This is a genomic window from Rhodococcus artemisiae (assembly GCF_036327795.1).
Classification (GTDB): Bacteria; Actinomycetota; Actinomycetes; order Mycobacteriales; family Mycobacteriaceae; genus Rhodococcus; species Rhodococcus artemisiae.
This window is the reverse complement of sequence record NZ_JAUTXY010000007.1, coordinates 43,033-62,050: the sequence shown is the minus strand read 5'-3', so window position 1 is coordinate 62,050 and position 19,018 is coordinate 43,033. Positions and strand designations below refer to the sequence as shown.

General features: G+C 64.4%; 10 protein-coding genes. 9 read left to right on the top strand and 1 reads right to left on the bottom strand.

Annotation, left to right across the window (positions count from 1 at the left end; genetic code table 11):
- Position 1 precedes the first annotated feature (1 nt).
- A complete protein-coding gene (locus tag Q7514_RS16185; protein ID WP_330134305.1) occupies positions 2-7,744 on the top strand; it encodes an amino acid adenylation domain-containing protein in 7,743 nt (2,580 codons plus the stop codon).
- Here Q7514_RS16185 and Q7514_RS16180 read toward each other — a convergent pair.
- The gene (locus Q7514_RS16180) at positions 7,741-8,433 is read right to left on the bottom strand and encodes a formyltransferase family protein (RefSeq protein WP_330134522.1); all 693 of its coding nucleotides are present in this window, start codon (positions 8,431-8,433) and stop codon (positions 7,741-7,743) included. The genes Q7514_RS16185 and Q7514_RS16180 overlap by 4 nt on opposite strands.
- Before the next feature lie 279 nt (positions 8,434-8,712).
- Between Q7514_RS16180 and Q7514_RS16175 the strand changes: the two genes are divergently transcribed.
- The 8 genes from Q7514_RS16175 to Q7514_RS16140 all read left to right on the top strand — a co-directional run bounded on the left by Q7514_RS16175 (position 8,713) and on the right by Q7514_RS16140 (position 18,987).
- Positions 8,713-10,449 (top strand): ABC transporter ATP-binding protein, encoded by a 1,737-nt coding sequence (locus Q7514_RS16175; RefSeq protein ID WP_330134304.1) that lies wholly within the window; start codon positions 8,713-8,715, stop codon positions 10,447-10,449.
- Complete coding sequence (locus Q7514_RS16170; RefSeq protein WP_330134303.1) at positions 10,446-12,263, top strand: ABC transporter ATP-binding protein; 1,818 nt, start codon at positions 10,446-10,448, stop codon at positions 12,261-12,263. The genes Q7514_RS16175 and Q7514_RS16170 overlap by 4 nt, the downstream gene beginning before the upstream one ends.
- A gap of 181 nt (positions 12,264-12,444) precedes the next feature.
- Entirely contained in the window at positions 12,445-13,356 is a 912-nt protein-coding gene (locus tag Q7514_RS16165) for a siderophore-interacting protein (protein WP_330134302.1), read from the top strand.
- 36 nt (positions 13,357-13,392) lie between these two features.
- A complete protein-coding gene (locus Q7514_RS16160; RefSeq protein WP_330134301.1) occupies positions 13,393-13,665 on the top strand; it encodes a hypothetical protein in 273 nt (90 codons plus the stop codon).
- Positions 13,666-13,743: 78 nt separating this feature from the next.
- A complete protein-coding gene (locus Q7514_RS16155; protein ID WP_330134300.1) occupies positions 13,744-14,676 on the top strand; it encodes an ABC transporter substrate-binding protein in 933 nt (310 codons plus the stop codon).
- 31 nt (positions 14,677-14,707) lie between these two features.
- Positions 14,708-14,956, top strand: coding sequence for a phosphopantetheine-binding protein (locus tag Q7514_RS16150; RefSeq protein ID WP_330134299.1), 249 nt, complete (start codon positions 14,708-14,710; stop codon positions 14,954-14,956).
- Between the two features lie 498 nt (positions 14,957-15,454).
- A complete protein-coding gene (locus Q7514_RS16145) occupies positions 15,455-17,185 on the top strand; it encodes an ABC transporter ATP-binding protein (RefSeq protein ID WP_330134298.1) in 1,731 nt (576 codons plus the stop codon).
- Positions 17,182-18,987: an ABC transporter ATP-binding protein gene (locus Q7514_RS16140; protein ID WP_330134297.1), complete on the top strand. Its 1,806-nt coding sequence runs from the start codon at positions 17,182-17,184 to the stop codon at positions 18,985-18,987. The genes Q7514_RS16145 and Q7514_RS16140 overlap by 4 nt, the downstream gene beginning before the upstream one ends.
- Positions 18,988-19,018 lie beyond the last annotated feature (31 nt).

Sequence of the window (19,018 nt, the reverse complement as noted above, 5' to 3'; positions counted from 1 at the left end):
GATGACGCAGCAACTGGGTATCGAGGCCGAGCAAGCGGATATCGTGACACTGCAGGAGCAGTGGAATGACCGTTCGACCCCGGCGACAACAACGACTGTCCCCGAACTGTTTGCCGAAGCGGTCCGCTCGCATGCGGATGCGCCCGCCCTCGTCGACGGCCAGCGTCGCCTGACGTACGCGGAACTTTCGGCGAAAGTGCAACAATTGGCCCACCGTCTTCGCCAATCAGGGCTTGCCGCAGAGGAGGTGGTTGCGATCTGCATGCCTCGCTCGGCCGAAATGGTGATCGGCGTGCTGGCGAGCATGGTTGCAGGCGGCGCCTTCGTTCCGGTGGACCCGCAGTGGCCGGCGACTCGCCGAGCACAGGTGATCGCCGACTCGTCGGCACGGATCGCGCTCGTTGCCCCCGATCACCAGGCATCCTTGCCGACAGAAGAGCTCGTCGTGAGCCTGGACGACTGGCGCTTCGAGGAACCCGACCCCCTACCTTCGCCTCCGGCGATCGTGGGGAACCAGTTGGCCTACGTGATCTTCACATCGGGGTCGACCGGCACCCCGAAGGGGGCCATGATCCGACATGAGGCGATCGCTGAGCGACTGACCTGGCAGCGAGATCACGTGATCCTGTTCGGGCCTGGCGACGCGTCACTGTTCAAGGCTCCGCTCGCCTTCGACATCTCTGTCAACGAGATCTTGCTGCCGTTGATATCCGGTGGCTATGTCGTCGTGGCCGCATCGGGTAGCGAGCAGGATCCCGACTATCTGCTCGACCTCATTACCGCGGAGCGGGTCACCTACCTGTACCTCGTCTCGTCGATGCTCGATGCCATGCTGGCGTTGGATCTCGAACGCGCGGCATGCGAGGGGTCGGCATTGACCAGTGTGCAGCACGTGTGGTGTGGCGGCGAGGTCCTGACGCCAGACCTGTTCGACAGGTTCCGGCAGCAGTTGTCGACGACGCTCTACCACGGGTACGGCCCTGCAGAGGCGACGATCGGGGTTTCGCATGTGATCTACCGAGATCGCGCAGAACGGATCAGCACGTCGATCGGCCGTCCCAATCCTCACACCCAACTCTATGTACTCGACGACAACCTCTCCCCAACCCCGGTCGGGGACGGGGGTGAACTGTACGTGGCCGGGTTTCTCCTCGGCCGCGGGTACGTCGGCAATGCAGCCTTGACCGCGGGCAGGTTCGTGGCCAACCCATTCGATCCGGACGGTGCGCGTATGTACCGCACCGGCGACCTCGCTCGGTGGACCACGGAGGGCTCGCTGGAGTTCCTCGGGCGCGCCGACAATCAGGTGAAGATCGGTGGCAGACGTGTCGAATTGGAAGAGATCGAAGTAGCGATCGCTCGCCACCCGAGCGTCCGACATGCAGTGGTGACGATGCACCGCAACGATTCCGGTGTTCAGAGCTTGGTCGGCTATGCCACTGAGATGCCCGGATCGACGCTCGATGTCGATGTGCTACGGCAATGGTGTCGAGAGTGGTTGCCCGACTACATGGTGCCCACCCAGCTGATGGTGTTGGATTCGTTCCCCGTCAACACCAACGGCAAGGTGGACCGTCGCGCGCTACCGGCTCCAACCGAGGTACAGCGCGAAGGTCTCACCGCGCCGACAACCGCGCACGAGGCCCTCCTGTGTGACATCTTCGCGAAGGCGTTGGGCCTCGACGAAGTCGGGGTCGACGACGACTTCTACGCCCTCGGCGGCGATAGCATCATGGCCGTCACCGTGGTGCGGGCGCTGCGCTCCCAGCGGATCAAGGTGCGCACCAAGGACGTCACAGCTCACCGCACCGCCAGGCGCCTGGCAGCGACAATCACGGACTCCGACGCCACCACTGACAAGAACCAATCCATCTCCGATCGCCCGCTGGTCGTCCTCGACGACGAAGACGCCGCCGACCTCGCCGCCACGGTGGCCGACCTCCGCGCGGTCCTGCCGCTGACGTCGGTACAGTCCGGGATCTACTTCCATTCGCTCGCCGCACCGGACGACGATCCCTACATCGTCCAACAGGTCGTCGACCTGATCGGCCCGCTGGAGCCGGCCAGACTGCAGCAGGCCACGCGTGCGGCCATTGACCGCCACGAAGCCCTCGGCGCAGGGTTCCACACCACTGCATCGGGCAGGCTCATCTCGACGATCGGCGCCACTGTGGCACCCGAATTCCGGACGCTGGACTTTATCGGGCGAAGTGAGTCGGAAACGGAGGAGTTCGTCGCGAAGGTCGCACATCAGGAGCGCGCTCGGGGCTTCGACCTCACGCAACCGCCGTTGCTGCGCTACGCGTTGATCACCATCGCCGAAGACCACCATCGTCTCGTGCAGACAGCACATCACCTCATCGCCGACGGCTGGTCGGTCGCCCTGATCTGGGACGACATCATGGCAGCCTACCGAGGGCAGGTCTTCGAATCCCCAGCTCCCCAGTTCACCGACTTCCTCCGGTGGTGGGTGCATCATCGAGACCCCGAGCGTGAAGTAGCCGCGTGGAGCCGTTACCTCACCGGGGTTGATACTCCCACGCTTGTCTCGGATCTGCTGCCCCGCCCCGAAGGAGGAACTGGATTCGGACGACGGCGTCGCAGCTTGGACTCCGACCAGCGGAGGGCGTTGCGCACCTACGCGCGCAGCCAGGCGGTGACGGAGGCCGCAGTGTTGACGGTGGCCTGGGGAATTACCGTCGGCTGCATCATGAGCAGCACCGATGTGGTCTTCGGATCCACCACGGCGGGCCGCGGTGAAGACGTCGGAGGTCTCGATCGAATCGTCGGGATGCTCGTCAACACCGTGCCCACGCGGGTGCGTTGGTCCCTGCACGACACCGTCGATGAGATCGTGCAGCGGTTTGTTGCCGCTGAGACCACCGTGCTCGACCATCAGCACGTTCCGCTTCTCGACGTGCACGCGTCGCTGGGCGTGAACGAACTCTTCGATACCCTGTTCGCCATCCAGAATCTGCAGCCTCCGGAGACCGGTGACCGCCTTCAGCTGGGGCCCATCCACTACATCGAGAACCCCCACTACCGACTGAGCGCCTTGGTCAACTTGCACGAGTCGGTAGCGGTCGAATTGACTAACGACCGCGCGGCAATCGACGACATGGTAGCCGATCAGATCGTTGACCTCTACCTCCGTGCGGTCGAACTGATCGTAGGTTCGGCATCGGGTACGCAGATGGTCGACGAGAACTACCTTACCGGGAATGACCCACTAGATGGATCGAATCTGACTGCATTACAGTCAGATCCGCCGATGCGGTTGACTGCCACGCGGGCGTCGGGGTTGTGGCCGATAGCGGCAGCACATGCGAGCCTTCCAGGCTTCGAGCAGTTCACACAATCGTCCACATTCGTCACCCCCGCCGGTCTCGACAAGCAGTCACTGAAGCGTGTTCTGCATCAAGTGGTCGACCACCATCCTGCGCTGCACGGTCGCGTGGTCCGGGGAACGACCCTGGATCAATGGCGGTTCGAGACACCGAACCCAATTGCCGCGGCAGACCAGCGAATCACGGTGGAATCGCTGAGCGTGTCGTGGGCGTCGGACTCGTGGCGTGACCGAGTCTCGGCGGTGAAGACAGAGCTGTCGGAGGCACTGGACCCCGAGAACGGGGTGATGTGGCGAGCAATGTGGTTCACCAACGACCAGGAAGAACATGGTCGACTGCTTTTGGTGATCCATCACCTCGTTGTCGATGGCGTTTCGTGGCGCATCCTTGGTGACGACCTGGCACAGGCCTGGCAGCTCGAGACCGGTGCGTCCACGAAACCGCTACTGCCGGTGGGGACGAGTTTCCCGACCTGGTCGGCGGCGCTCACCTCCCGGGCTGGCGATGACGACGTCGTCGCGCAGGTCGACTACTGGACCGACGTGCTCGCTGGCGAGGATCCGTTGTTGGGGTCGCGCCCCCTTGATCCGAAGCTGGACACCTACGCGGCCTCCGGCGAGGTACAGATAGCTGTGCCTGAAGACGTGACCCGCTCTGTTCTATCCGACCTGCCGCGCGCCTTGGCATCGGAGGTCAATGATGTGCTCTTGGGTGCACTGGCGGTCGCAGTCGGCGCCTGGCGCGCCCGACGAGGGGTAAACCACCGACGTGTGGTGATCGGGTTGGAAGGTCACGGCAGGGAAGAGTCCCTCATCGCCGGTGCGGACCTGTCCTCCACCGTCGGGTGGTTCACGTCCTGGTCTCCGGTCGCCCTCGACACTTGCGACATCGATCCCACTGCTGCGCTTACCGACCCCGCTGCCGCGGCGAATGCGGTGTTGCGAGTAAAGGACGCCCTTCGACACGTGCCGGATCGAGGGATGGGATACGGGCTGCTGCGATATCTCAACCCCACGACGTCCGGCGCTCTCGCAGCCGAGAACGCACCCCAGATCGGATTCAATTATCTCGGTCAATTCGGGAACGCCGGCGCCAAGAGCGCTGCGATCTGGCATCCTGCCCCCGAAAAGCCAGGAATCGAATGGCACGCCCCCGACACGCTGCGCTCCCCGGCGGTGGTCGATATCAACATCGCCGCGGTACCGGGCCCAGACGGACTGGTGCTGCAGGGCTCGTTCAGGTTCGCGACCGGGATCATCGACGAAGCTGACGTCGACGACCTCGCCGCGCTCTGGGGTGCAGCCCTCGCGACATTGAGCACGCACGCGCAGACCCGCAGTGTCGGTCGTCGTTTCGCTGACCTGACGCTCGTGCGGGAGCGCGATCGACATCAGATCGCCGCATGGTCATCTGGTGAGGACCGAGATACTGCAGCGGTAACCGTAGATGCGCTGCTGCAGAACCAGGCCGCCGCGGGCACGGGGGTGGCGCTTGCCGACGACACGGACGCGGTGGAGCTGTCGTTTTCGGCGCTCGATTCGCGCGTGAATGCACTGGCTGCACTTCTCGTGGAATACGGTATCGAGGTGGGGGATCGCGTTGCTGTCTTGCTGCCGCGTTCCGTTGACCTAGTGGTCGCGCTCGCAGGTGTGATGCGTGCGGGTGCTGCGTGTGTCCCGCTCGCCGAGTACCCGGCCGAACGAATCGGGCAGATCGTTGCAGACTCGGGTGCCGCAGTGGTCATCACCGACGGACACACTTCGGAGGCGTACACAAGGGTGCTGGCTGCTTCCGGGGTGCGCCTGCTGAAGACCGACGACAGAGGGGTCGTGGGGGCGCTTGATCGTGGCCGAGAGGCCCCTCCGGTGCTAGTCCGTGCTCTCACGGCACACGACGCGGCATACGTGATCTTCACGTCAGGCACGACGGGACGCCCTAAGGGAGTGACGATGTCGCATCGGGCGCTGGTGAACCGCCTGACCTGGGGGCGTGAGGTGCTTGGCTTCGGTCCGGACTGCGTGGCGTTGTGGAAAAGCGGATTGGGATTCGTCGACGCCGCCACGGAGCTGTTCGGTCCACTGACAGCCGGTGCGACCGTAGTGGTCTCCACCGAAGAGTCCGCAAGCGATCCGGCGGCGTTGGCCGACGCGATTCACCGATATGGGGTGACTCATCTGCTGACTGTGCCGAGCTTGGCCGATGCCCTGATTCGGGTCCCAGACGCAGCGACAGCGCTGGCGTCTGTACGACAGTGGGTGTCCTCTGGTGAATCACTCACTTCCTCGACAGCGGAAGCGATGCGGCAGATAGCTTCGGGTGCAGTGATCCACAACTTCTACGGATCGACCGAGGTCGCAGGCGATGCCACTACCGCTGCCGTGGCCAACGACGACGTCACGATCGGCTCCCCGGTAACGAACACTCTGGTGCGGGTGTTGGATTCGTGGCTGAGACCTGTCGCCCCCGGAGTGGTGGGCGAACTGTATATCGGTGGCGCCCAGCTCGCCGACGCATACGTCGGCCAGCCGTCGCTGACCGCGGCGCGGTTCATTGCCGACCCCCACAGCAAGACCGGCGAACGGCTTTATCGCACAGGTGACCTCGTTCGATGGAGTACGCAGGGCGCACTGGAGTACCAGGGCCGGTCGGATGATCAGGTGAAGCTGCACGGCGTCCGGATCGAACTGGACGAAGTCCGGAATGCCCTCGAACAGCTCGACGCCGTATCGGGCGCGGCAGTGGTGGCCCTCGATCATCCCACAGGTGGGAAGTTTCTTGCTGCATATGTCACGGTTGCCGACCACGGCACAGACGAAGACGCGGCGCTAGCAGATCTTCTTCGGGGCCAATTGGCGGCGCGGTTGCCGAATTACATGGTCCCGACCACCTTCAGCCGACTCGCCGAGTTCCCGGTCACCGTGAACGGGAAACTCGACAAGACTGCCCTGCCGGTGCCCGATACGCGGCCCGGCGCCACGGGCGGTAGGGCGCCGGAGACCGACACCGAGATCGCGTTAGCGGCCATATTCAGTGAGGTCCTGAAGCTCGGCAGGACGACCGTCCTGTCCGCCGACGACGACTTCTTCCGTCTCGGCGGAGACAGCATCTCGTCCATATCAGTGGTGCGCCAAGCAAATAAGAGGGGGTTGACGTTCACCATCCGTGACGTCTTCGCCCTGCGTTCCCCCGCTCGGCTCGCCAGCGCGTGCGTCACCACCTCGCCCGGCGTGACGCCCCAGCACGACGGGCCACCGTCCGCCACCGCCGGAGACCCGATCCCCATCGCACCCACGGTGAACCAACACCGGCTGCGACTGTCGGGATCACCGATCGACGACCATCTCATCACCGAGGTGATCGATCTGCCACAAGCAGTGGACTCGGCGCAGGTGAAGTCAGCCATAGCGTCGGTGCTGCACGACATCGACACACTTCGCCAGCGCGTGACCCCGCACCACCGTTTGCTGTGGACGGCCGAGGTCATGCCATACACAGAACAATCTGTCGCAGAAAGCATCTCCCTCCACGAACGGCCCGATTCCACGTCCGATCGGGCGGTCAAGGAAGTCCGTGCGCAGCTCGTCGAACACATCGATATCACTGCCGGAAGAGCATTACATGCCGGCATCGTCGGTTCCGCCAAGGGCGTCCACCTTGTCCTCGCCGTACATGGCCTCGCCGCAGACCGTCGGACCGTGCACCAGCTCGCCGCCCGTGTGCAGGCGCAGGTAAATGGGGTCACGACCGCGGCGGCAGCCACCGTGCGATCGATTGCGGACACATCGGAAGTCCTCGACAACATTGCTGCATCGGCAGAATCCGACGCAGCAATGGTCGAGTGGGCCGACTACCTGAACACGCTGCCGGTAGCAGCCCACCCCGCAGGCGAACTCACCTTATACACCACCCGAGTGAGCTGGCCTATCGAGTCCCCTGCACCACCAGAAGTCATCGAGACAGCATTCCTGGCAGCTGTTGTGGGATGGTCGGACGGCGAGGGTGCCGTCGACCTGGAGTGGGATCTGCGGACGCACCTACGGGCGGCACGTACCGACGCCGACGATCTCCCCGGCGCGTTGACCGTCGTGTACCCCCGACTCGGGCACGACCAGGCGGGCTCCTGGGCAGGTTACGCACCCTGGCACGACCTGCTGCGTTATCAAAACAGACGGGGCCGCAAGAAACTGCGGGGAGCGCCGAAGCCGGGCCTTCTACTGACACGACTCTACGGTCGGACCGCAGACCCAACTCTGCTGGAAGGTTTTGAGTCTTTCTACGACATCGTCGCCAGATACCGGACCACCACGGAGGGCATCGATCTGCAGGTCCTGGGGCCAGATCAGGCTGCGATGCTGTTGGATCGTTGGGTCGACGAACTCGACAGCGCGGCGACCTAGCGAATTGTACGGCTGCGGGCGGCCTCGAACAGTTCCGCGTATGAAGGATAGAACTCATCGAGCACCCCGAGATCCGTTGCACGATCGAAGTTCGGATGATCGCGGTAGGTGCTGATCGAGGCCAGTTGGGTGAACCCGAAGTACTCGCCCGGTTGCGACGACTCGTCGACGTCCTGTTCCGGCACGCGATCGAGGTCGTCGATATTGTCGGTGAGGATCTCATGGCATGCGTCGGTGACCTGTAGCGACAGTTCTTCCAGAGTCACCGATGACGAGAGTGAGAACGTGCGCCGATCAACGACGGGACCGGTATCGATTCCCGCATCGACACGGTGGAGGGTTACGCCGAATTCTCGTTCCGACCGCAGGATGGCAAATGCCGCCGTCGCCAACGGCAGTCCACGATAGCGCGGCAGCGGCGCTCCGTGCACGTTTACGATCGTCAACCCGAGATCCAAGATGGGGGTACGGAAGATGAACGGATTTCCTGTCGAGCACACGAGCCGGTCGATGGACAGACCACCGATGTACTCGGCCAACTCGTTCACATCGTGGGTTGCTACGCAATTCAACTCCACCGCCTGCGCCGGCACATCCTCACCGTGAGGGTGGATCACCGCTTCGACCGGCTTACCTGCCGAAGCGGCATGCATCGCGGCACGCCAGACCAAAGCGCCTGAACCGACCATGATCACGACGACACACCTTGGGGACGAACGATTTTTGCGTTCTGCGGTGCTGATATGCAGTCGACCGGGAGTGCCTCAACACGCTGGTCGAGGATGGGGCGTGCACAAAGCTGTGCTGGTGAGGTCATCGATTCCCTCCGTTTGGTTGGGTGGCGCAACTTCAATGAGCGGCGGCACGAGTGCGCATGCGTTGACAGGCCACGGTTTCAAGTTAGGCTACCCTAGGATCGCGCGATCGAATCCGCTCCCAACCCGCGGGAACGGAGGGAAAAGGAGAATATGAGCGACTGGACCGACGGTCGGCTGCCGGTGTTCTTCGAGGCAGCTGAACAGCAACCTCCGCACCGACCTATCGCGATCGATGCCGAAACCACGCCACGGAAACTGGTGCTGCGAACGATGTTCGCCGACCTCCCCAGGACTGTCCCGGCAGCAGTGCTGCTCGTAGGCCATCAAGTCGGCGAGGTCTTGGTGCCGATCGTCATGGGCCTTGCGATCGACCAAGCGATCAAGACGAGTGACATGGCGGCCACGGTCCGCTGGGTGCTCGTGCTGGGACTGGTTTTCGCCTTCCTGTCGTTCAGTTACCGATTCGGCTCGCGGATCGGCTTCCTCGGCATCAACACGGTTCAGCATCGTCTGCGCACGCAGGTCACGGATCGGATCCTCGATCCTCGCGGGTTGGGCGGTGGCCACACTCCCGGCGTCCTGTTGTCGATTGCGTCCACCGATGTGCAGCGACTCGCGATGGCGGTGGCTCTCGGCCTGTACCCCGTGGCAGAAATCTTCGCAGTGATCTTCTGCGGGATCATACTGCTGTCGATCTCCTGGGAGCTGGGCCTGCTGATTCTGCTCGGAGCCCCGGCGTTGTTGTGGTGCCTCGACAAGGCCGGCGGCCGGCTGCGCGCGCGCAGCGCGGCCGAACAACGGGCGGCCGGGGACGCGGCCGGCTCGGCGACGGACCTCGTCACCGGATTCCGCGTGATCAAAGGCATGCATGCCGAGGCCGAGGCCGAACGCCGGTACCGCTCGGCGAGTGAGCGGGCACTGGCCGCGGTGATCAAGGCCCGTCGGTCGCACGGCGCGTATGTCGGTGCGATGGAGGCCATCGCGGCCGTCTTCGTCGTTGCGGTGGGCGTGGTCGGCGGAATCAAGACCGTCAACGGCGCTCTGAGCGTGGGACAACTGATCACCGTCGTCGGTTTGACGTCCGTGGCAATGGGGCCCATGCAGGCGCTCGGTACGAATTTCGGCAAGGTATGGGTCGCCGCGCATGCCTCCGCGGCGCGCGTCTTGATGGTCCTGCACGCTCCCTTTGCGCGGACGGCGGGACACCGCGAGCAAGAGGCAGCGGACGCTGTTCCCTTGCGTTTCGACGGTGTCGATGTCGGGCAGGGGGCCCTGGATCTCACGCTCCCGGTCTCCGGGGTGACCGCGCTGGTCTGCGACGCGGCGACGGCCGCGAAGTTGACCACCTTGCTCTCGCGCGTGAAGACACCGGAATCGGGCACGGTGTGGGCGGGCGTAGACGATCTCTACGAGTTGTCGGAACCAGCAGCGCTGCGGGCGGTACGCGTCGCACCGCATACCAGCACACTGTTCGAGGGCACCGTCGGTGAGAATGTGACGGCAGGTTCCCCACAGCAGCCCGACCGCGTGGCCGCGGCGTTGCTCGCCGCGGCCTGCGACGACGTGATCAGCACGCTCCCGTATGGTCTGGACACCTCGGTGGGCGAGGCCGGGCGATTGCTGTCGGGAGGTCAGCGTCAGCGGGTGGCGCTTGCCCGCGCGCTCGCATCCGACACCCGAACGCTGGTGCTGGTCAATCCGACCAGCGCGGTCGATTCGGTCACCGAAGCCGATATCGCCGAGCGGCTACCGCAGGTGCGTGCCGGGACGGCAACGGTGATCTTCACGCATTCGCCGACTCTGATTGCGGCGGCCGACCATGTCCTGACGATCAGTGCCACCGGTCGGGTCGCCGACACGACTGCGAAAGCCGAGGTCACCGCATGACCGCCGACGTGACCATGACCGCCGACACGGCGAGGTCATCGGGGTATTTTCCCGTGGCAGACGGGCGAACCACGGTGAAGTTCGTACGCGGACTTCTCGGCGGCAAGTGGCCGGCGTTGTTGGGGGTGGCAGTGATCCTGCTGCTCGGCGCGGGGCTCGGACTGGTCATTCCGTGGGGATACGGCCTGATGGTCGATACTGCGATCGACGGCGGCGGGGTCCTCGAGATCCTGCGCATCGGTGGCTGGCAGATCGCGGCGGCAATCGCCTCAGCTGCGCTGACAGGGTTGGGGATCGCGCTCTCGGCACAGCTTCTGGAGACTGCGCTTGCCGGACTCCGTGAACGAATGGTCGGCGCCGCCCTTCGGTTGCCGCAGGCACGTGTGGAGGAGGCCGGTTCCGGCGACCTTGTATCGCGTGCGACCGATGACGTGAACGTGGTCAGTGAAGCGATCTCGCGGGGGGTTCCGGCTCTGGCGACGTCGGGGTTCGCGATCGGTGCCACGATCGCCGGATTCGGTGCGCTCGATTGGCGCTTCCTCATTGTGGTCCTCGCTGTGCTCCCTGTTCATTGGATCGGTGCGCGCCGCTACCTTCGCTCCGCGCCGCCGGTCTACCGGCAGGAGCGGGCGGCAATGGCTGTACGTGCGCACCACATGCTGGGAGCGATCCGGGGCCTGCCGACCGTGCATTCGTTCAACCTCATCGATCAATCCCGGGACCGTGTGGGCAACGGATCCTGGTCGGTGGTGCGATGGTCGATGCGCGCACGGATTGTGCAGAATCGTCTGGGCGGCAAGGCGAATCTGGCGGAGTTCGTCGGCATGGCGACGGTGTTGCTGATCGGGTTTTATCTGGTGGATTCCGATGCGATCACAGTCGGTGCCGTGACGACGGCGATGTTGCTCTTCCTCCGGTTATTCGGCCCGATCGGCGCGCTTTTGATGGTGATGGACGAGATCCAAACGGGTGCTGCTTCCCTCGGCCGAATCGTCGGTGTGGTCGACCTTGTCGAGAACGACCTCGGTCGGCCCTCTGCGGCGCGTGACGAGTCACCTGTCGAGACGCCGGAGGCGGTCGAGATCTGCATCGACTCACTCGGCTTCCGGTACGACGGTGCCGATCACCAGGCAGTCGATGATGTGACTGTCACGATCGCGGCGGGAGAGACGGTGGCGGTCGTCGGCGCTTCGGGTGCCGGAAAGACGACTCTTGCCACATTGATAGCTGGTGTGCACGTGCCGGATTCGGGTTCGGTCCGGATCGGCGGAACTGATCTGGCGGAGCTTCCGGAGGAGGCCACGCCGGTGCTTCTGACCCAGGAGGTGCACGTGTTCTCGGGGACGGTAGCCGAGGATCTGCGGATCGCTGCGTCCGAGGCGGACGAAGAATCGCTGCAGCGCGCACTGGAGACGGTGGGTGCGTGGGAGTGGGTATCGCTTCTCGAGGACGGGCTGGATTCTGCGATCGGCGCCGGTGGCCACGAGCTCACACCGAAACATGTGCAGCAGCTTGCACTTGCGCGGTTGGTGCTTCGGGACCCTTCGGTGGTGATTCTCGACGAGGCCACTGCGGACGCGGACAGTTCGGATGCCGACGCGTTGGAGGATGCTGCGCAGGCCGCGCTGCGTGGTCGCACCGCGGTGGTGGTGGCGCACCGTTTGAGCCAGGCCGCGCGCGCCGACCGTATCCTGGTCATGGACGAAGGCCGGATCGTCGAAGAGGGTACCCATCAGCACCTGAGTGCTGCAGGTGGTCGCTACGCGGAGCTCTGGTCTGCCTGGAGCAGGTTCCGGGCGGCTGCGCAATCCTGATGCTGTTGTCGCAGGTTGAAGCAGCGGCGAACGCGGTCTACTGATCGGCGGCCCTGGGACAATGCCGCTTGGCCGGCGGCTCCCTCAGTCAATGCGGACGATACGTTCGATCGAACACCGGCAAGACCGTATCCGGTCGAGAGAAGCTGCAATTCATCGTAATCGAGATAGCGGAGGAAAATTGAGCGCAACGAAATACTACCCGGACCTACCCGCCTCGTACGAGCCCCGTATTCACCGCGCCGAAGTGATCGACGTACGTCGCCTCGGCCCAGGCATGATTCGGGTCGTGTTCGGAGGGGCCGACATGCAGGACTATCCGACTACCGGTGTCGGGGACGAGTTCGTCCGGTTGTTCTTCCCCGACTCTCCCGACGACGACGTGCGGCTACCCTTCGTCACGGATCGAGGTTGGGAGTACCCGGAGGATGTGGCGCCTTCCCAGATGCGCACCTACACCATTCGTGGGCACCGAAGAGGAGAGATCGATATCGATTTCGTCGTCCACGAAGGCGGTATCGCCGCCGTATGGGCTGGGCAGGCACGCGCGGGACAGTCTGTGGGAATCAATCCCCCCAAGGCGCTGTACGCACGCCCGCACTGGGCAACGAAGCAGGTTCTGATCGCCGACGAGCCCGCGCTGCCAGCAGCACTTCGTCTCGCGGAGTCGACGTCGAGCGACATCGAGACAGTGCTGATCGCAGAGGTTCGCGGACAGGAGTTCCAGCTCACAGCAGACGCTGACGGCGTCGCCTACACATGGCTACGTGGAACCGGTAACGGATACTCGCCCAGCGAGCTGCTCCAAGCACTACGCCGCTTGACCATCGACGACGAGACGTATGTCTGGGTCGCGGGTGAGACGCGTCTGACCCGCACTGCCCGCTCATACCTCCGACACGAAAGAGCACTGGCCCCGGACGGCCAGAAGAGCATCGGTTACTGGACCGACAAGGCGGAGGAATGGCGAGCGCGATACGACGCACTCGGCGAAGAGTTTCAAGCGACGGTGCGCGCTCTGTACGAGAGTGACCGTGACATCGAGGAGGTCGTCGACGAAGTCTCTCGCCTCTACGACGCGGCCGGTCTGTAACCGGCCGGTCGAGCGAATGACTACAAAGGAGAATCAGTGAAGACCTGGATCGCCACGGTGTCGCTCGGCGGAACTCTCGAGGACAAACTCGACGGCGTCGCCACGGTAGGGTTCGACGGCGTCGAGATCCTCGACGCAGACCTTGAAAAGTCGCCGCTGCCCGCGGTCGAGGTGGCTACTCGCAGCGCCGAACTCGGTCTGAGCATCGACCTCTACCAGCCTTTCCGACGCGGCGAGGGTGTCACCGGCGCCGAATTCTTGATGTCCTGCAACGCTTTCATCGCGAGTGCGACCTCATGGAAGCCCTAGAGCTCGGCTATGTTGACTAGCGACACTCGGGACAAAACACCCACAGAATCGCGAGTGCATGTAGCGAAGGGGACAAGAATGAATCGACGTTTTCACCGATCCGTGGCGGGAGTGGCTGCGATGGCCACGGCCTTCGCAGTCGGCGCGTGTGGTTCGGACAGTGAAAGCGACTCCGGGACCAGGTCGGTGGAGTCGCCGAACGGCACGGTGGAGATCCCCACGGATCCACAAGCGGCACTGGGCATGTACACCACCGATGTCGACGTGTTGCTCACCCTCGGATTTCCGCTGGCGAAGCTGCAGCCGATTCGGGCCGAGTACGACAGCCTGCCCTCGTATCTCCCGTCCGACGCGATCGAGGGTGTGCAGACCTTCGCGAACTTCCCGGAGTTCGATTACGAAACCCTGGCGACCGCCGATCCGGACTTCATTCTGAACAGCCTTGCGTACGAGCCGGACACGCTGACGACGCTTCCGGAGATCGCGCCGACGTACAGCTACAACGGATTCGACGGTACTCCGTGGCGTGAGCACTTCGAGCAGACCGCTCGCGATCTCGATCGCACCGAGCAGTACGACGCATGGACGAAGACGTACGAGGACCGGATTGCCGAAGTGAAGGAGGCCATCGGTTCCCGAGCCGACGGACTGACCGTTGCCCCGGCGTCGTTCTTCGATGGCCAGGTGTACCTCGCGTGCCAGGCGATCTGCTCGGTGTACGACGATCTGGGAATCGACGTGTACGAGGGTGCACGATCCAACGATGGCAAAGGCGTGACGATCAGCGTCGAGGAACTGAGCCAGTTGTCCGACGTCGATGTTCTGGTGACCACCAAGGGTGCGGACTCGGACGAGAACTCGCTGACGCCGCTCGAAGGCAATCCGCTCTACATGAATCTTCCGGCTGTGCAGAACGGTCAGGTGTTCGCCTTCCAGCGTGACCTGATCTTCGGCTCACCCAGTGGGCAGCTTGCGCTGCTGGACCAGGTCGAACAGGACCTCACCAGCTGAGTTGGAACCGAGTCGTATCGAAAGCGAGCAGATGAGCGTCACCGAGGAACAAGCCCTGTCCGATATCGCATCCATTCTGTATGTCGATGTCGACGACCTGGACATCGATGCCGACCTTCGCGACCAGGGGATGGATTCGGTACGAGTCATGGAAATCGTGCAACTCTGGAGGTCTGCCGGCTTACCCGGCGTCGATTTCATCTCCTTGGCGGAGGACCAGCGGATCGAGCACTGGCTGGGCGTGCTGCGTGCTCAACAGGCCGGCGGCCGGGACTCGTAGGTACCTGGCATGCCGGGCGGGGCAGCGCCTCCATAGCCGGCCTCGCCTTGGATGCTTCCATGGCGAGGAGTCTGCTTTGCCTACGACTGCCCGGCGCCGGACCGTATCGACCACCTCGTTGGCCTTTCTGTCGGGTGAAACCGGCCCACGATGAGCTGCGCATGCTGGTCGGCGCGCCACGCTTCGGGCTAGCTCTGTACTGGCGGACCCTAGGTAGGTTAGGCTCCCATTACTGATGTCGGGTGAGGGGCGGATTGTGTCTACGGAGCGTGTCCGGGTTCTGTGCGTAAGTTCGGGCTCATGTTGTGCCAGTGCTGAATTCGTGCACCTGGATGCCCGTGGATTCGCTCTCGGCCCGCCACGAGCCTACTTCCGTGCGCGCACGAACGCCGGGACGGGTCACCCGCAGTGTTCGGCACCGTGCTGACCCACTGACCTACCTACCGCTCGGAGCCGCTGGTCATCGGTGGCTCCGCCATGGCCAGGAGAGCCGAGTACATGCGACTGCCAGTCTTCTTCGAGGCGCCTGCGACACCGCTGCGCACCAAACACATAGAGGTCACCGAAAGCACGACCCCGCGGGAGTTGACGCTGCGGACGATGTTCGCTGCGAAGAAATACACGGTCCCGGGTGGTCTTCTGCTGATCATCCATCAGCTGTGCGGAGCGCTGGTTCCGGTCATCATGGGCGTGGCAATCGACCGTGCGATCAGCACCAACGACTCGGGCCAACTGGTGCTGTGGGTCGTCGTGCTCGCCGTCGATTTCGCACTTGTGTCGTTCACCTTCCGGTTCGGATCCCGCATCGGGTTCCTCGGGATGCAGTCGATTCAGCACCAGGTGAGGACGAGGATCACCGACCGGATCCTCGATGCGCGTGGAATGGGTGGTCCGCGGCGGCAACCCGGAATGCTCTTGAGCATCGCGACATCCGACGCACGCCAGCTCGCCATGGCCGTCGCTGTCGTCGTGTACCCCCTGGGCGAATTCGCCGCCGTGGTCTTCTCGGCGCTGATCCTGCTCTTCATCTCCTGGCCGCTCGGATTGGCGATCCTGGTGGCTGCGCCATTGATGCTCTGGGTCATGGACCGCGCAGGCTCACCGTTGCGCAGGCGAAGCATGCAGGAACAGCAGGTGGCAGGAGAGGCTGCAGGTACCGCAGCGGATCTCGTGGGTGGCTTCAGGATCGTCAAGGGCCTGGGCGCGGAACACGAGGCGGGACGCCGGTACCTGGCTGCCAGCGAACGTGCTCTGCAGGGCACGCTCAAGGCGAATGTCGCGCGCGCGGGTTACCTGGGATCGATGGAGATCGTTTCCGGGCTGTTCATCGCCGGGGTCGCGATCGCTGCCGGATTGATGGCGGTCGGCGGTGAGCTCACTATCGGCCAGCTCATCACCGTGGTCGCAGTGACCCAGTTCGTGATGGGACCTCTTCAAGCATTCGCCGCGAACTTCGGCGCTATCTGGGCTCAGGCGTTGGCCTCGGCGGAACGCGTCCTCACCGTGCTGCAGGCACCGTACTCGAATGAAGACGCCGCTGACGCGCCGGCTCTGCACGGCTTCGAACTGCGCTTCGACGGTGTTGCGTGCGGTGCCGCGATCGATGTCGACCGCCACGTCCCCGAGGGAGATTTCGTCGCTGTCGAAACGGACGCCGTCACCACTGCTGCGTTCGCCGACGTGCTCGCCGGACAGGCGAACCCGGACGCCGGCGCGATCACCGTCGGCGGAGTGGATGTCCGAGATCTGCATCATGAAGCACGCACACGAACCCTGCTCGTCGCCCCGCACGAGAGCGACCTGTTCGAGGGAACGATCGGGGAGAACATCACCGCGGCTACCGACGTCACCGACGACACCGTGACCCGTGCTGTCTTTGCAGCAGCCTGCGACGATGTGCTGGCAACGCTTCCCGACGGGCTTGCCACCGATGTCGGAGAGGCCGGTCGGCTGCTGTCGGGGGGCCAGCGGCAGCGCGTGTCGCTGGCACGAGCACTCGCCGCGAACCCGGACATCCTGGTCCTGCTCGACCCGACGACGGCCGTCGACTCGGTGACGGAAGCGACCGTCGCCGGGCGCATCGCGGCTGCACGGGCCGGAAAGACCACTATCGTGTTCACCTCGTCGCCGGCGTTGTTGGCGGCAGCATCGAGCGTGTGGCGTATCGACGCTGCCTCCGGGGAAACGAGCACCGATAAAGATTCGACGCTGATGGAGCCTTCGCGATGACCACCCAGTCGATTTCCGAATCAGCGAAATTTCCGATCGCCGACGCGCGATCCGTGTGGCACGAGGTCCGTCGCGCACTGCACGGGCAGGGCACCCGCCTGATCACGGTAGTGGCGACCATGGTCGTCGGAGCCGCGCTCGGCCTCGTTCCGCCCTGGGCTCTCGGCCGCATGGTCGACACCGTCATCGATGGAAACGGTACGGGCCGGATCTGGCTGCTGGGCGCGGCCATGATCGGCGCGGCGCTTGCCTTTGCCGGATTCACATCACTGGGAGTCATCCTGTCTTCCAGGCTCTTCGAGACGATTCTGGCGCGACTGCGTGAGCGGATGTTCACGACGAGCCTCTCATTGCCACTCGAACGTGTCGAGGCTGCGGGTAGCGGCGATCTCGTATCGCGGGCCACGGACGACGTCGAAGAGGTGTCCCGAGCGATCAGCACGGTGGTGCCGGCGCTGTCGACATCGCTGTTCACGGTGCTGCTCACCGCCGTGGGACTGACCGCGCTGGACTGGCGTTTCCTCGCGGTGCTCGTGGTGGCTCTGCCGATCTACGTGTTCGCGGTCCGCTGGTACCTGCGCAAGGCGCCGGCGATCTACGCGGCCGAGCGGGCGGCGATGGGGCTTCGAGCGCAGCAGGTTCTGGGCGGGGTGCGCGGGCTCCGCACGGTGCACGCGTACGACCTGTCGCCGAGACTCGCAGAGCGCATCGGATCGCACTCGTGGGAAGTCGTGCGCTGGTCGATGCGTGCACGCATCGTGCAGAACCGGTTCTACGGACGGCTCAATTCCGGTCAGTTCATCGTCATGGCAGGCCTGCTCGTCGCCGGATACCTGCTGGTGGGTGCCGATGCATTGACCGTGGGGGCAACGACGACGGCAATGCTGCTGTTCCTCAGGCTGTTCGCGCCGATCGACGACCTCCTCCTCGTCATCGACGAGTTGCAGTCGGCGCTCGCGTCGCTCGCACGGATCGTCGGTGTGATCGAGGTCCGCGCCGCACAGGAGAGCGAGGAAGGCGAGGGCGATGAGGGGCGGACTGCCGAATCGCGGAAGCCACGTCTGCCGTCGCGGGGCGCGCTCGCAGTTCGGAACGTGACGTTCGGATACGCGCCCGGACGCGACGTCATCCGCGGCATCGACCTCGATGTCGCACCCGGCGAAACCGTCGCCGTCGTCGGATCGTCGGGGGCGGGTAAGTCGACGCTGGCGGCACTGCTCGCAGGCGTCCGGACCCCCGATTCGGGCGCCATCCGATTCGGCGGCGTCGACATCGTCGATGTACCGGAAACCGAGCGTGCGCAGCGGATCACCCTGGTCACGCAGGAAGTGCATGTCTTCGCCGGATCGCTGCGTGACGATCTGGCTCTGGCGAATCCGGCAGCCGACGACGCCGCGATGGAGGCGGCGTTGCGGACCGTGCTCGCCGGAGACTGGTTCGATCTGCTTCCTGACGGGCTCGACACCGTCGTCGGCGACGCCGGACATCCGCTCACGCCCATGCAGGCCCAGCAACTCGCATTGGCGCGGCTGGTGCTTGCCGACCCGCCGATGGTGATTCTCGACGAGGCCACCGCCGATGCCGGCAGCGCCGGTGCTTCGCTGCTCGAGCGTGCCGCCCGCGCGGCGCTCGACGGGCGCAGCGCGCTCGTCGTCGCACATCGTCTGGGGCAGACCCGAGACGCAGACCGAATTCTGTTGATGGAGAACGGGACGGTGCCAGAGGAAGGTACCCACGAGCAATTGATCGCACGCGGTGGCCGCTACTGCGAACTGTGGGATGCGTGGAGCATGCATCGGTGATGATCGCGCGCGCAGTACAGGACTTCACAGT